12 protein-coding genes and 1 pseudogene are annotated in these 13,956 nt (G+C 73.8%); 4 read left to right on the forward strand and 9 right to left on the reverse strand.

The window, feature by feature from the left end:
- Positions 1-58 precede the first annotated feature (58 nt).
- Complete coding sequence (locus tag FJQ56_RS19540) at positions 59-931, reverse strand: A/G-specific adenine glycosylase (protein WP_211351265.1); 873 nt, start codon at positions 929-931, stop codon at positions 59-61.
- Positions 932-1,017: 86 nt separating this feature from the next.
- Here FJQ56_RS19540 and FJQ56_RS19545 point away from each other — a divergent pair, with 86 nt between their 5' ends.
- Complete coding sequence (locus tag FJQ56_RS19545; protein ID WP_140011287.1) at positions 1,018-1,815, forward strand: hypothetical protein; 798 nt, start codon at positions 1,018-1,020, stop codon at positions 1,813-1,815.
- 129 nt (positions 1,816-1,944) lie between these two features.
- On the opposite strand, the gene disA is transcribed toward FJQ56_RS19545, so the two are convergent.
- Positions 1,945-3,027, reverse strand: coding sequence for a DNA integrity scanning diadenylate cyclase DisA (disA, locus tag FJQ56_RS19550; protein ID WP_140011288.1), 1,083 nt, complete (start codon positions 3,025-3,027; stop codon positions 1,945-1,947).
- A gap of 9 nt (positions 3,028-3,036) precedes the next feature.
- Positions 3,037-4,479 (reverse strand): DNA repair protein RadA, encoded by a 1,443-nt coding sequence (gene radA, locus FJQ56_RS19555; RefSeq protein ID WP_140011290.1) that lies wholly within the window; start codon positions 4,477-4,479, stop codon positions 3,037-3,039.
- Between the two features lie 136 nt (positions 4,480-4,615).
- On the opposite strand from radA, the gene FJQ56_RS19560 reads away from it, so the two are divergent.
- Positions 4,616-5,656 carry a LacI family DNA-binding transcriptional regulator gene (locus tag FJQ56_RS19560; RefSeq protein WP_246084265.1) on the forward strand — a complete coding sequence of 347 codons (1,041 nt, stop codon included), beginning with the start codon at positions 4,616-4,618 and terminating at the stop codon, positions 5,654-5,656.
- 33 nt (positions 5,657-5,689) lie between these two features.
- Here FJQ56_RS19560 and FJQ56_RS19565 read toward each other — a convergent pair whose 3' ends face one another.
- The 3 genes and pseudogenes from FJQ56_RS19565 to FJQ56_RS19575 all read right to left on the reverse strand — a co-directional run bounded on the left by FJQ56_RS19565 (position 5,690) and on the right by FJQ56_RS19575 (position 8,009).
- Positions 5,690-6,400: a class I SAM-dependent methyltransferase gene (locus tag FJQ56_RS19565; RefSeq protein ID WP_140011292.1), complete on the reverse strand. Its 711-nt coding sequence runs from the start codon at positions 6,398-6,400 to the stop codon at positions 5,690-5,692.
- Positions 6,401-6,416: 16 nt separating this feature from the next.
- A pseudogene (locus tag FJQ56_RS19570) lies at positions 6,417-7,054 on the reverse strand (VOC family protein).
- A gap of 193 nt (positions 7,055-7,247) precedes the next feature.
- Complete coding sequence (locus FJQ56_RS19575) at positions 7,248-8,009, reverse strand: DUF3109 family protein (RefSeq protein WP_140011293.1); 762 nt, start codon at positions 8,007-8,009, stop codon at positions 7,248-7,250.
- A 70-nt stretch (positions 8,010-8,079) separates the two neighbouring features.
- On the opposite strand from FJQ56_RS19575, the gene FJQ56_RS19580 reads away from it, so the two are divergent.
- Positions 8,080-9,048 carry a Ppx/GppA family phosphatase gene (locus tag FJQ56_RS19580; protein WP_140011294.1) on the forward strand — a complete coding sequence of 323 codons (969 nt, stop codon included), beginning with the start codon at positions 8,080-8,082 and terminating at the stop codon, positions 9,046-9,048.
- Positions 9,048-9,836: a sugar phosphate isomerase/epimerase family protein gene (locus FJQ56_RS19585; RefSeq protein WP_140011296.1), complete on the forward strand. Its 789-nt coding sequence runs from the start codon at positions 9,048-9,050 to the stop codon at positions 9,834-9,836. Before FJQ56_RS19580 ends, FJQ56_RS19585 begins: the two co-directional genes overlap by 1 nt.
- Positions 9,837-9,846: 10 nt before the next feature.
- On the opposite strand, the gene FJQ56_RS19590 is transcribed toward FJQ56_RS19585, so the two are convergent.
- From FJQ56_RS19590 to FJQ56_RS19600, 3 genes are read right to left on the reverse strand one after another with little or no spacing between them, the layout of a single operon-like run.
- On the reverse strand, positions 9,847-10,557 hold the full coding sequence (locus FJQ56_RS19590) for a response regulator (RefSeq protein ID WP_140011297.1): 711 nt from the start codon (positions 10,555-10,557) through the stop codon (positions 9,847-9,849).
- Positions 10,554-11,756, reverse strand: a complete 1,203-nt coding sequence (locus tag FJQ56_RS19595; RefSeq protein WP_140011299.1) for a sensor histidine kinase — start codon at positions 11,754-11,756, stop codon at positions 10,554-10,556. The genes FJQ56_RS19590 and FJQ56_RS19595 overlap by 4 nt, the downstream gene beginning before the upstream one ends.
- 42 nt (positions 11,757-11,798) lie before the next feature.
- Positions 11,799-13,913 carry an MMPL family transporter gene (locus FJQ56_RS19600; RefSeq protein WP_140011301.1) on the reverse strand — a complete coding sequence of 705 codons (2,115 nt, stop codon included), beginning with the start codon at positions 13,911-13,913 and terminating at the stop codon, positions 11,799-11,801.
- Positions 13,914-13,956 lie beyond the last annotated feature (43 nt).

The raw sequence follows: 13,956 nt of genomic DNA on the forward strand, positions 1-13,956 counted from the left end.
CCGTTTTTCACGCTGACCCGTCGCCCATGGGCGACGGGTCAGCGGGGGTCAGCGGGGGTCAGGGGAGGGCGAAGGTGTCTGGCCCGACCTGGGCGACCAGGGCGTCGGCCAGGAGCGTCTCGAGGCAGCGGGTGCGTTGGGCACCGTCGGGCCACACCGCCTCGAGGGCCGAGCGGTGCACGGGGAGGTCGCTGTCGCGCAGTACCGCGAGCAGCCGCCCCCGGCACTGTCGGTCGGTCCCGGCCCAGGCCTGGGCCCGGCGCGCCGGGCCGTCGTACGCCGGGTGCCCGGCCGCCCGCCAGGCGCACCGGTCCGCGATCGGGCAGTCCCCGCACCGCGGTGACGCCGCGGTGCAGACCAGTGCCCCGAGCTCCATGACGGCCACGGCCCAGGTGGCGGCGGTCGCGGGGTCGTCGGGGAGCAGCGCCGTCGCGACGTCGCGCTCGGCGCGGGTCACCGAGGGACCCGGCAGCTCACGGCCGGAGACCGCGCGAGCCAGGACCCGCCGCACGTTGGTGTCGAGCACGACGTGACGATGGCCGAAGGCGAAGCTGGCCACGGCCGCGGCGGTGTAGTCGCCGACGCCCGGCAGCGCGATCAGGTCGGTGTAGGCGTCCGGCACCTCGCCACCGTGGCGCTCCACGATGGCCACGGCCGCACCGTGCAGGCGCAGCGCCCGGCGCGGGTAGCCCAGCCGGCCCCAGGCCCGTACGGCCTCGCCGGTGGGCTCGGCTGCCAGGGCGGCCGGGGTGGGCCACCGCGTCAGCCACGCCTCGTGGACGGGCAGCACCCGCGCCACCGGTGTCTGCTGCAGCATCAGCTCCGAGACCAGCACCGACCAGGGCGAGGCCTCGGGCCGGCGCCACGGAAGGTCGCGCTGGTGGTCGTCGTACCACTCCAGGACGGGCTCGTGGAGCGGCGACTCAGGCACCTGACGATTGTCCCTGCGGTGTGGCACCACCGGACCGGGCGGGTCCCTCGTTAACGTCAGGTCCTATGTCGTCGACGAGGCCACCGGTGCGCCGGCCCCTGTCTCCGGGCGTCTATCGGCGCCGCCGGCTCGGTGTCGCGGTCACCGCCGTGCTGCTCGTCGTCGCGACCGTCGACCTCGTCAACGGCGACGACGGGGCGCCGGCCGACGACACCGTCCAGCAGGTCGGCGGCACCCCCGCCGAGAGCCCCACCGCCACGTCGCCGGCCGGGGTCGCCGTCGGGCCGACCAAGACCCGCAAGGGCCGCCAGCCCACCGCACCGGCCACCACACCCCCCGCGCCGACGCCGGCCGAGCCCGAGGGCCGCTGCGCCGACTCCGACGTCACCGTGCGCCCCGAGATCGAGTCGGCGGTGGCCGGGAGCCGGGTGGTGGTGACCCTCGCGCTGAACACCACCAGGTCCGAGGCGTGCACCTGGACCGTGAGCGCCGAGCACCTCGCCTACCGGATCACCGACGGCGACGTCGACGTCTGGGCGAGCAGCGACTGCCCGGAGCAGGTGCCCTCCACCGAGGTCGTCGTACGCCGCGACCTCGTCTCGACCCTCCGGCTCACCTGGAACGGGCGTGAGTCGAGCCGCGACTGCCCGGCCTCGATGCCCGCCGTCGACCCCGGGTCCTACGCGGTGGAGGCCGCAGCGATCGGCGGGGAGCCGTCGGACGCCGTGACGTTCAGGCTCACCGACCCGGCCAAGGCCCAGCCGGCGAAGCCTGCCGGGCCGTCGCTGCCGACGTCCAAGTCGAAGTCGAAGTCCGCGTCTAAATCCAAGTCGGCGTCGAAATCGAAGGTCAAGAAGACGTCGACGAAGCCTCCGGTGCGCTAAGGACCGTGGCCCGGCGGCCGTGGACCTCACCAGGTCTCGACGCCGGTTCGCGCCGAGCAAGCTCGTCGGCGACCCGGACGCTCGACCACCCCCGAGGACGGCACGCGCTCCTGCGTCGCGCGCCCGTCCTCAGACGTAGCGTTCGAGGATCGTCGACTCGGCCAGTCGGGAGAGGCCCTCACGCACGCTGCGGGCGCGCAGCTCGCCGACGCCGTCGACGACCTGCAGGTCGTCGATGCCGGCGGACAGGAGCTTCTGGAGGGTGCCGAAGTGCTCGACGAGCCCGTCGACCACCGTGGACGGCAGCCGCGGCACCTTGGCCAGCAGCCGGTAGCCGCGGGGCGCGACGGCGCCGTCGAGGTGCTCGGCGGTGCCGAGACCCAGCACCCGGGCGGCCGAGGCCGGGTCGACCAGGTCGGTCGGCGAGAGCGCCTCGAGCCGCCCCAGCAGCACCTCGGGGCTCTTGGTACGCCGGCCGCCGGGCACGTAGTCGCGGATGACGAGCTCGCGCTCGGCGTCGACGCCGGTGACCAGCTCCTCGAGCTGGAGCGAGAGCAGCCGGCCGTCGCTGCCGAGCTCGAGCACGTGGTCCTCGATCTCGCGCGCGATGCGGGTGACCATCTCGAGGCGCTGGGCGACGACCGCGACGTCGCGGACGGTCACCAGGTCCTCGATCTCCAGCGCCGAGAGGGTGCTGGACACCTCGTCGAGGCGCAGCTTGTAGCGCTCGAGCGTGGCCAGGGCCTGGTTGGCGCGCGAGAGGATCTTGCCGGAGTCCTCGAGCACGTAACGGGTCTCGCCGACGTAGGCGGCGATGATCTGCATCGACTGCGACACCGAGATCACCGGGAACCCGGTCTGCTTGGCCACCCGGTCGGCGGTGCGGTGGCGGGTGCCGGTCTCGACCGAGTGGATCGTGTGGTCGGGCATCAGGTGGACCGCGGCCCGGGTGATCCGGGTGAGGTCCTTGTCGACGATGATGCCGCCGTCCATCTTGGCCAGCTCGCGCAGCCCGGTCGCGGTGAACGGGACGTCGAGCGCGAACCCGCCCGTCGAGATCGACTCCACCGTGCGGTCGTGCCCGATCACGATGAGGGCGCCGGTGCGACCGCGCAGGATCCGTTCGAGCCCGTCACGCAGGGCCGTGCCCGGGGCGGTCAGGGCGAGGGTCGCCCGCAGGCGCTCCTGCTCCTCGGTGCGCGCGACGCTCATGGTCGAAGATTACTTGTCCTCGACCACCTCGAGCGCATGCTTGGTGCGAGAGTCGAGATGGAGCAGGTGTAGCGCGGACCTCACGTCGCGCACCTCGACCACCCGCAGCCCGTCGACGACGCGGTCGTCGCGCACCGAACGCGGCCCCGTGGGAGCCTCCCGGCCGGCTGCGGCGGCGGGGACGACGGCCATCTTGAAGCCCAACCGCGCGGCCTCGGCCAGGCGCTGCGGCAGGTCGCGGACGCGCCGCAGCTCGCCGGCCAGCCCGATCTCGCCCATCGCGACCACCCCCACCGGCGGCGGGGTGACGAACGTGGCCGAGGCGAGGGCCACCGCGACGGCCAGGTCGCTCGCGGGGTCGGTCAGCCGCGCCCCGCCGACGGTCGAGGCGAACACGTCGTGGGAGTGCAGCCGGACGCCGACGTGTTGTTGGAGGACCGCCAGCACCATCGCGATGCGGGAGCCGTCGAGCCCCGAGACGGTGCGCCGCGGCCGTTCGAGGGGCGACGGCGTCACCAGGGCCTGGACCTCGGCCAGGAGGGGGCGCCGCCCCTCCATGGTGACCGCGACGCAGGTGCCGGCGACGCGGCCGTGGAGGTGCTCGACGAACAGGCCGGTGGGGTCGGCGACCGCCGTGATGCCGTCGGCGCCCAGGTCGAAGCAGCCGACCTCGTCGACGGGGCCGAAGCGGTTCTTGACCGCCCGGACCATGCGGAACCGGCTGTTGCGGTCGCCCTCGAAGTGGAGCACCACGTCGACCAGGTGCTCCAGCACGCGGGGGCCGGCGATGCCGCCGTCCTTGGTGACGTGGCCGACCAGCACCGTGGCGATCTCGCGGGTCTTGGCGACCCGGATCAACGCGGCCGAGACCTCCTTGACCTGGGTGACCCCGCCGGGCACGCCCTCGACGCCGGCGGCGCCGATCGTCTGCACCGAGTCGACGACGAGCAGGTCGGGCCTGACCTGCTCGATGTGGGTCAGGACGGCGCCGAGGTCGGTCTCGGCGGCGAGGTAGAGCTCGTCGTGGACCCCGCCGGTGCGATCGGCCCGCAGCCGGACCTGGCTCGCGGACTCCTCGCCGGTCACGTAGAGCACCCGGCGACCTGAGCGGGCGGTCTGGGCCGCGACCTCGAGCAGCAGGGTGCTCTTGCCGACGCCGGGCTCGCCGGCGAGCAGGATCGCCGCGCCGGGCACCAGGCCACCGCCGAGCACCCGGTCGAGCTCGGGCACCCCGGTGCCCTGGGAGGCGATCTCGGTGACCTTGACCTGTCCGATGGGCACCGCCGCCGACGTCACGGGGCCTGCGCTGGTGCGCATCGTCGGCGCGCTGGCCTCGGCCACCGAGCCCCACGCCTGGCACTCACCGCAGCGGCCGACCCACTTGCCGGTCTCCCAGCCGCACTCGGCGCACCGGTAGCTCGGGCGGGGTGCGCGTACGGCGGCTTTGCTCATGACCCGAACGCTAGACGCGACCACCGACAGCCCGCGGGCGACGCGCCCTCGAACACCCGATCGAGTGAGGGTCGGCGGCGCGCCGTACCGTTAGGATCCGGTTTGGATCGATCCAGAGCCAACCGGGAGCCGCCACGTGGAACGCATCACCCGCGTCTCCTCCCGCGCGCCCGCCGTGGCGCCGACGCTCGCCGACGTGGCCGAGCGGGCCGGGGTCTCGCGCCAGACCGTCTCCAACGCGGTCAACAACCCCGACCTGCTGCGCGGCGACACGCTCGCGCGCGTGCAGGAGGCCATCCTCGAGCTGGGCTACGTGCCCAACCGCGCGGCCCGCAACCTGCGCACCCGGGCGTCCCACCTCATCGGCCTGCGGATGAGCCCGGTCCAGGAGGGCACGGCCAACGCCGCGATGGACCGTTTCGTGCACTCGCTCGTGTGGACCTCGCGCGAGGCGGGCTACCACGTGCTGCTGTTCTCGGGCGAGGGTCCTGACCCTCTCGAGGGCTACGACGACCTGATGCGCTCCACCGCGGTCGACGCCTTCGTGGTCACCGACACCTACCTCGGCAACCCCCAGGCCGCCTGGCTGCGCGAGCGTCGGGCGCCGTTCGTGGCCTTCGGTCGCCCGTGGGACGACGACGGCGCCAAGCACCCCTGGGTCGACGTCGACGGTGCCGCGGGCACCGAGCTCGCCACGACGCACCTGCTGGACAAGGGTCACACCCGGATCGCCTGGATCGGCTGGCGCAAGGACTCCTTCATCGGCGAGGACCGACGCGCCGGCTGGAGCCGCGCCCTGCGTGAGCGCGGCCACGCGACCACCGGCCTGGCCTCGCGCGTCGAGGACACCGTGTGGAGCGGCCGCGAGGCCAGCGCCGTGCTCCTCGACGAGGCGCGCCCGTCCGCCTTCGTCTGTGCCTCCGACACCCTCGCCATGGGCGTCCTGCACACCCTCGCCGAGCGTGGCCTCCACCCCGGGCACGACATCGCGGTCGTCGGCTTCGACGACTCCCAGGTCGCCCAGGTCGTCCACCCCGGCCTGACCTCGGTGCGCCAGCCGCTCGAGGAGGTCGCGATCGCCGTCGTCCGCTCGCTCGAGGACCTCCTGGCCACGCCCTCCCAGGTGGGTGAGGGCCTGCTGCTGACGCCGACGCTCACCGTGCGCGGGTCGTCGTAGTAGCGCTCAGGGGCCACGCGGGGGAGGCCCCGCTCAGAAGACCTTCGACCACACGTTGACGGCGTAGTCGACCTCGAGACCGTCGTGGTGGCGCAGGATCTCCTCGGCCACGGACGGCTTGAACTCGATGCGGACCACGGCCTCGAGGTCGGCGCGCGAGGTGAAGCGCCAGCCCATGTCGACCGGCGTGCGGGTCCAGCCGCGGGAGGCCCAGAAGCGCTCGATGTCGGCCGGGGGCGGCAGGTGCGGGTAGCCGCGCCGGAACCACGCGCCGAACGTCGAGCGTGAGCCGTCGTTGTCGATGACCAGTGCGGTGCCGCCGGGGCGTACGACGCGGTCGAGCTCGGCCAGGCCGGGCTCGCACCCGGGTCCGAAGAAGTAGGCCCAGCGCACGTGGACGACGTCGACCGAGCGGTCGGGCAGCGGGACGGCCTGCGCGGTGCCCGGCCGCAGCGTCACGTTGCCCAGCGCCGCCGTACGACGCCGCGCGAGCCCCAACAGGGCCGGGTGCGGCTCGACCCCGACGACCGAGGCGGCCCGCTCGGCGAACAGCGGCAGGTGGAAGCCGGTGCCGCAGCCGAGGTCGAGCACGGTGCGCCCGGCCCAGCCGTCGGGACCGGCGAGGGACTCCAGGGTCGACCAGAGTCGCCCGTCGGGGTCGACGGCACGGTTCTCGACCTCGTAGGTGGCGGTGTGCTCCCAGATGTTGGGGCTCGGGACCGCCCCGGGGAGTGCCTTGACCATCAGGCCGGACGTGACGTCAGATGCGGACGAGTCCGCCGGGGGTCATCACCTGGGCGGCGAGGATGCCGGGGGTGCCGTGGGGGGCGACCCACTCGACCTTGACGTCCTCGAGCGGGGCCTCGACGGTCTCGCCGAGCCACTCGCTCACGCGCTGCGGGTCGCCGGCGATCTCCAGGCAGGCCAGGGAGAACGTCGAGTCGGAGCCGGCCGAGGGGTGCAGCTCGGCCGGGCTGTCCCACTCGACGAAGAACGGCAGCTGGGGGTCGGAGAGCAGGCCGTGCACGCCGATCTGCTTCCAGATCAGCTCGGTGCCGTCGGGGCGGTGCCGGTTGCCCTTGACGGCCGCGCGCCCGAGCCGCTTCTCGATGACGCTGATGTCGTCGACCGCCACGACCCAGCCGAGCCAGCCGCCGCCGGCGGCCGAGCGGGCCTTGACGGCCTGTCCGAACGGCGCCTTGTCGGAGGCGGGGTGGTCGAGGGCCTCGACCACCCCGGGTAGGTGTTGTCGGCCAGCGGCAGGATGCGGTTGCGCGTGCCGAACCGCGGGTGGATGCCGCCGTCGACGAAGTGACGACCGAGGAGGTGACCGATGCGCTGGGCCGTGGCGTCCAGCCCGTCAGGTCCGGCTGCGTACGAGAGGTGGTCGAGGCGCATGTGGATCATTGTGAGCAGGGCGGGTGGTGACTCCGACGCCGGGGGGGCGATGTCTTGATGTCGAGAGGTGTGGGGCGTGGCGGCGTCTCGAGGTCGGCTGCGGTGATCTCGACGCGCTTCGCGACCTCGTGCCTCGGTCGCTGCGCTTGCTCGATCTGCGCCCGCGACGTGGCCCCGCTCGTTCCTCGCGGGCTCACTGCGGGCTTGCCGGGTGGAGCGCGAGCGCCGAGCGGGACCGCACGTGGGCGTCGCAGTGCCGCACCAGCTCGTCGTACGCCGCGCGGCCCATCATGGCGACCAGCTCGGCCTCGTGGGTGACGTAGACCCGCTCGGGAGCCACGTGCGCCTCGGTGTTGCCCGAGCAGTACCAGTCGAGGTCGTGACCACCCGGACCCCAGCCGGCGCGCTCGTACTCGCCGATCGAGACCTCGGTGTAGGTGCTGCCGTCGGTGCGCGTGACCTCGCGGAACGTACGCCGCAGCGGCAGCTGCCAGCAGACGTCGGGCTTGGTCTCGAGGGGGTTCTTCTCGAGCACGAACGCCAGGGCGTGCAGGGCGCAGCCCGCCCCGAGGTGGAAGTCGGTGCGGTTGTGGAAGACGCAGGCCGACTGTCCGGCGACCTCGTGGACGCGCGTCTTGCGGTCGCCCTCGTCGTCGGTCTCGACCCAGTCCTTCTTCTTGACCTTGCGGCCGGGGTGGAACTGCCACAGGGTCTCGTCGAGCATCCCGACGTACTCGGCGACGCGCTTCTCGTCCTCGCCGTCGGCGAAGTGGGCGCCCAGGGTGCAGCAGCCGGTGTCGGGGGAGTCGGCGTAGATCCCCTGGCAGCCCTGGCCGAAGATGCACATGAAGCTGCTGGTCAGCCAGGTGAGGTCGCAGCGCATCACCTCGGTCGCGTCGGCGGGGTTGACGAACTCCACGAACGCGCGGGGGAACACCGGCTCGACCTCAGGCACGCTCGGAGCCTACGGGGGGACCCGGCCGGGCGGCCGCACGACGTCCCCACGCGCGGGGTAGCGTGGCGGCATGCGCCTCGGCGTCCTCGACATCGGGTCCAACACGGGCCATCTCCTGGTGGTCGACGCCCACGACGGCGCGGCCCCGCTCCCGGCGTTCTCCTACAAGCAGCCGCTGCGGCTCGCCGAGCACCTCGACGCCGACGGCGCGGTCTCGCAGACCGGCATCGACGCGCTCACGCACTTCACCGCCGAGGCGCTGGTCGTCGCCGAGGACAAGGGCTGCGAGGACATGCTGTCCTTCGCGACGTCGGCGGTCCGCGACGCCGGCAACAGCCACGAGGTGCTCGCCCACGTGCGCGAGCGCACGGGCGTCGAGATCGGCGTGCTGTCGGGTGAGGACGAGGCGCGGCTGACCTTCCTCGCCGTACGGCGGTGGTTCGGCTGGTCCGCCGGTCGCCTCGCCGTCTTCGACATCGGCGGCGGCTCGCTCGAGATCGCCGGCGGCGGCGACGAGCGACCCGACGTCGCCTGGTCCCTGCCGCTCGGCGCCGCCCGCCTCGCCCGGTCGTCGTTCGCGCAGGCGCCCGACGAGGCCGGCCTCAAGGCCATCCGCAAGCGCATCCGCGCCGAGATCGCCCGCGACGCCGGCAACCTCCTGCGCGCCGGCACGCCCCACCGCGCCGCGGCGACGTCGAAGACGTTCCGCTCGCTGGCCCGCATCTGCGGCGCCGCCTCGTCGACCGAGGGCTCGCTGGTGCCGCGCAGCCTGCCGCTCGAGACCCTGCGCAGCTGGATCCCCAAGCTGGTCGCGATGGACGCCGGCGCCCTGGCCGGCCTGCCCGGCGTGTCGCCGAGCCGCACCCACCAGATCGTCCCGGGTGCGCTGGTCGCCGAGGCCTGCATGGACATCTTCGACCTCGCCGAGCTCGAGATCTGCCCCTGGGCGTTGCGTGAGGGCGTGATCCTCGAGCGCATCGACCGGTTCGGCATCGCCAACGTGCCGGGCCGCCAGACCGGTCACCCCGGCCCGTCCTGATGACGCGGATCGGGCTGTCCACCTCCTCGGTCTACCCCGAGTCGACCGCGCACGCGTTCGGCTACGCCGCGGCCATCGGGTACGACGCCGTCGAGGTCATGGTCGGCATCGACGCCCTCAGCCAGCAGACCTCCGCGGTCCAGCAGCTCTCCGAGCACCACGGCGTGCCGATCAGCGCGATCCACGCGCCGTGCTTGCTGTTCACCCAGCGCGTCTGGGGCACCGAGCCCTGGGGCAAGCTCGAGCGCTCGGCCGAGATGGCCCACGAGGTGGGCGCCGAGGTGGTCGTGGTGCACCCGCCGTTCCGCTGGCAGAAGGACTACGCCCGCGACTTCGTCAACGGCATCGCCGCGCTCGAGAACTCCACCGGCATCCGCTTCGCCGTCGAGAACATGTATCCCTGGCGGGCCACCAAGAAGCGCGGCGCCGAGATGTACCTGCCCGGGTGGGACCCGTCGTCCGAGCCCTACGCCAACACGACGATCGACCTCAGCCACGCCGCGATCGCCGGGGCCGACGTGATCGAGATGGCCGACCGGCTCGGCGAGCGCCTGCGTCACGTCCACCTCACCGACGGCAGCGGCTCGGCCAAGGACGAGCACCTCGTGCCCGGCCGCGGCATCATGGGCGCGCAGGCCTTCCTGGAGCACCTCGCCGCCACCGGGTACACCGGCGAGATCGTCCTGGAGATCAACACCCGGCGCTGTGCCGGCCGCGAGGAGCGCGAGGCCGACCTGCGCGAGTCGCTGCGGTTCGCCCGCGAGCACTTCGCCGTCGGCACGCCCTGAGCGCCGGCCCTCACGACCCTCGGCGGCGTACGTCGCCGGCCTCGACCAGACCGGTCTCGTAGGCCGTCACCACGAGCTGCGCGCGGTCGCGGGCGCCGAGCTTGAGGAACAGCCGTGACACGTGGGTCTTGGCGGTCAGCGGCGAGAGCACGAGCTCGGCGGCGATCTCGTGGTTGGACAGGCCCCGGCCGACCAGCCCCAGGATCTCGCGCTCGCGGGGAGTCAGCTCGGCGAGCCGGCGGTCGTCGGGCGGGGCCGCCTCGGGGGCGGGCGGCGCCCCGGTGGGGGTGGCCGCGACGTACGCCTCGATCAGCCGCTTGGTGACCTGGGGCGCGAGCAGGGCCTGCCCGTCGTGGACCAGGCGGACGGCCTCGATGAGGGCCTCCGGCTCGACGTCCTTGAGCAGGAAGCCGGCCGCGCCGGCCCGCAGCGCCCCGAAGACGTACTCGTCGAGCTCGAAGGTCGTCAGCACCACCACCTTGGTGCCCGCGAGCCCCGGGTCGGCGGTGATCCGGGCGGTGGCCTCGAGCCCGTCCACCCGCGGCATCCGGACGTCCATGAGGACGACGTCGGGCGCCAGCGCGACCGCCAGCGAGACGGCCTCGGCGCCGTCGACCGCCTCGCCGACGACCTCGAGGTCGGGCTCGGAGTCGAGCAGCGCGCGGAACCCGGCGCGCACGAGGTTCTGGTCGTCGACCAGGAGCACGCGGATCGGGGTCATGGCGCCCCGATCGGGAGGGTGGCCGAGACCCGCCAGCCACCGCCAGCCCGCGGCCCGGCCTCGAGCGAGCCGCCCACCGCGGCTGCGCGCTCACGCATGCCCCGCAGACCGTTGCCCGACCCGGCGCCGACGAGGGTGCCGGCCAGGGTGCCGGTCCGGGGCTCCGTCACGCCGTCGTCCTCGACCTCGATCCGGACCACCTGGGCGATCCCGTCGTCGTCGCGCGTGACGCGCACCCGGGCCGACGTGGGGCCGACGTGCCGCATCACGTTGGTCAGTGCCTCCTGCACGATCCGGTAGCCGGTGGACCCGACGGCCGCCGGCAGCAGGTCGGCGGAGGCGTCGATGCTCAGGTCGAGGTCGACCCCGGCCGAGGCCAGGCCCTCGCGCAGGTCGTCGATCTCGCGCAGCCCCTGCGTGGGTACGACGGGGGCCCCGGGCTCGTCGTCCTGCTGTCGCAGCAGACCCAGCATCGAGCGCAGGTCGCCGAGCGCGTCGCCGCTGACCTTCTTGATGTCGCGCAGCGTGGCACGGGCCTGCTCGGGGTCGCGGTCGAGCAGGTGGGCGCCGACGCCGGCTTGCACGTTGATGGCGACCATGGCGTGGGCGACGACGTCGTGGACGTCGCGCGCGATCCGTAGCCGCTCCTCGCCGACGCGCCGCAGGGTCTCCTCCTCGCGGGTGCGCTCGGCGCTCTCGGCCCGCTCGAGCAGCGCCGCGGAGGCGAGCCGGCGCTCGTGCCCGGCGACGCCGAGCGCGAGCGGCACGGCCACGAACCCGAGGTTGCGCACGGTGTCCCACCCCCACAGCGAGTGCGGGCTGTAGATCGCCAGGATGACCAGGACCAGCGCCATGGTCACCACGCCGGCCGGCAGCGCCACCCTGCGGCCCAGGCGCAGCGCGAGGCCGTAGCCGCACACCACCGCCGGGAAGGCGATGGTCTGGTAGAGGTGGGTGGTCTCGAGCACCCCGAACATCAGGGTCATCGTCAGGACGCCGGCCAGGAGCGGCCACCGCCGCCACAGCAGGACCGGCGCGGAGGCGAGGACCACGGCGACGTAGGCCGCGGGCGTGGTCACAGCCTTCTCGGAGACCGTGGTCTCGACGGCCATGGCGCTCGCGCAGAAGACGAACAGGGCCGCGTCGACCAGGTGGTCGACGCGGCCCTGCGTGGTGCTCGTCGTGCTCGTCCTGCTCATGCTCCCGACCGTAGTGGCGGTCGCGGCCGGGGCGCGTCGTCCTCAGGGAGTACGTGCCGGCTCGGTCTCGCCGTACGCCGCCGGGTGGGCGCCGCCCTCGCTGAAGCCGATCCGGTCGTGGAGGCGGCGCAGCCACATCGGGGACCACCAGTTCCACTTGCCCAGCAGGCCCATCAGGGCGGGCACCAGGAGCGAGCGGACGACGAACGCGTCGACCAGCACGCCGACGGCGGTGGCGATCCCGATCTGCTGGATGAAGGAGATCTCGCTGGTGCTGAACGCCCCGATCGCGACGGCCAGCAGGATCGCGGCGGCCGTGACCACGCTTCCGGTGCGACCCAGGCCCGTGGCCACCGACTCGCGCTCGCCGAGCCCCGCGTCGCGGGCCTCCTTGATCCGGCCGAGCAGGAAGACGCCGTAGTCGGTGGACAGGGCGAAGACGAGGGCGGCGGCGACCAGGAAGTCGGTCGGCTCGACGCCGCCGTTGGGTGTGTAGCCCAGCAGACCGGTGAACCGGCCGTCCTGGTAGACCCAGGTCAGGGCGCCGAGGGACACCCCGACGGTGAGCGCGTTCATCACGACGGCCTTGACCGGCAGCACGACCGAGCCGGTCATCAGCCACAGCACCAGCAGGGTCAGCAGCACCAGCAGCGCGACCGCGAGCGGCAGGCTCGAGCCGATGGCGTCCTGCTGGTCGACGAACTCGGCCGCGGGTCCGGCGACCAGGGCGTCGGTCCCGGTCGCGTCGGCCAGGTCGCGCACCTCGCCCACGACCCGCCGGGCGTCGTCGCCGGCGGCGTCGCCGGAGACGGTGAGGTCGACCTGCCACGTGGTCGCGTCGAGCCGTTGCGCCGGGGTCGCCTCGACGACCCCGGGCAGGGTCGCCGCACCGTCGGCGAGGGTGCTCGCCCCGGCCTCGTCGCCGGTGACCGCCACGGTCACCGGGGTGCTGCCGGTGCCGTCGTACTGCGCGGCGAGGGCGTCGGACACGACCCGGGCGCTGAGGTCCTCGGGGACGGCGGTCGCGTCGATGGGGGACCACTCGGCGCGCAGTGCGGGAGCGGCGAGGGCGAGCATCACGACGGCGGTGACCGCGGCGACCGCGCCGGGGCGGCGCATCACGGCGTGCGACAGGCGGTACCAGCGGCCCTCGGACCCCGACGCCGTACGACGACGGGCCAGCTTGGCGCCCCAGAGCCCGAGGATCGCCGGGGTGATGACCAACGAGGCGACGGCGGCGACGACCGCGACGACCGCGCCGGCGATGCCCATCGACTTCAGGAAGCCGAGCGGGAACACGGTGAGGGTGACCAGCGCGACGGCGACGGTGGCGGCCGAGAAGGCCACGGTGCGTCCGGCGGTGGCCATCGTGGTCAGCACGGCCTCCCGGGTCGGGCCCTGCTCGGCGAGCTCCTCGCGGTAGCGGGTGAGCAGGAACAGCGTGTAGTCGATGGCCAGGCCGAGACCGAGCCCGATCACGAGGTTGAGCGCGAAGACGCTGAGACCGTAGACCTGGTTGATGCCGGACAGGGCGAGGAACGTGCCGAGGACGGTGGTGATCCCGACGACCAGCGGCAGCAGGGCGGCGCGGCCGCCGAAGATCAGCAGCGAGAGCAGCAGCAGGACGGGGAAGGCGAGCAGCTCGGCGCGGCTCAGGTCCTCACCGACCTGGTCCCCGATCTGCATCCCGGCCACGGCGCCGCCCCCGACGGAGACGTCGTCCTCACCATCGAAGGCGTCGATCGCGTCGGCGGCGACGTCCTCGCTGGCGGCGCTCGCCTCGATCGTCCCCAGGACGAGCGAGGAGCTGGCGTCGCGGGCCCGGCCGGCGGCGACGGCCCCGGCCACCCCGGGTACGCCGGCCAGTCGGTCGGCCACCGCGTCGCCCCGGGCCCGGTCGGTGCCGTCGACCAGGACGACGAGGCCGGGGGAGCTCTCGAGGCCGGTGGCGGCCTCGATCCGCTCGGCCGCGCGGGCCGAGTCGGAGTCGGCCGGGGCGAAGCCACCGTCGCTGTCGAGCGCCCCGGCCACCGGGCCGCCGAGGGCACCGGCGACGACGACGAAGAGGAAGACGGCCACGAGGGCACGCCGTGGGTGGTCGTGGAGGGCGAGGAGCAGTCGCCGGGAGCGGGAGGTGGGAGGGGCCGTGGTGGTCATGGCTCGACCTTCGCCGTCGAGACGGGTGGGCCGCGTCCTGCCG

It is taken from the genome of Nocardioides plantarum (genome assembly GCF_006346395.1).
Taxonomy (GTDB): Bacteria; Actinomycetota; Actinomycetes; order Propionibacteriales; family Nocardioidaceae; genus Nocardioides; species Nocardioides plantarum.

What these genes read in the sequence shown, in the direction of transcription:
- disA (WP_140011288.1), bottom strand. Translation starts at nt 3,027, where the DNA reads ATGAGCGTCGCGCGCACCGAGGAGCAGGAGCGCCTGCGGGCGACCCTC.
- radA (WP_140011290.1), bottom strand. Translation starts at nt 4,479, where the DNA reads ATGAGCAAAGCCGCCGTACGCGCACCCCGCCCGAGCTACCGGTGCGCC.
- FJQ56_RS19565 (WP_140011292.1), bottom strand. Translation starts at nt 6,400, where the DNA reads ATGGTCAAGGCACTCCCCGGGGCGGTCCCGAGCCCCAACATCTGGGAG.
- FJQ56_RS19580 (WP_140011294.1), top strand. Translation starts at nt 8,080, where the DNA reads ATGCGCCTCGGCGTCCTCGACATCGGGTCCAACACGGGCCATCTCCTG.
- FJQ56_RS19585 (WP_140011296.1), top strand. Translation starts at nt 9,048, where the DNA reads ATGACGCGGATCGGGCTGTCCACCTCCTCGGTCTACCCCGAGTCGACC.
- FJQ56_RS19590 (WP_140011297.1), bottom strand. Translation starts at nt 10,557, where the DNA reads ATGACCCCGATCCGCGTGCTCCTGGTCGACGACCAGAACCTCGTGCGC.
- FJQ56_RS19595 (WP_140011299.1), bottom strand. Translation starts at nt 11,756, where the DNA reads ATGAGCAGGACGAGCACGACGAGCACCACGCAGGGCCGCGTCGACCAC.
- FJQ56_RS19600 (WP_140011301.1), bottom strand. Translation starts at nt 13,913, where the DNA reads ATGACCACCACGGCCCCTCCCACCTCCCGCTCCCGGCGACTGCTCCTC.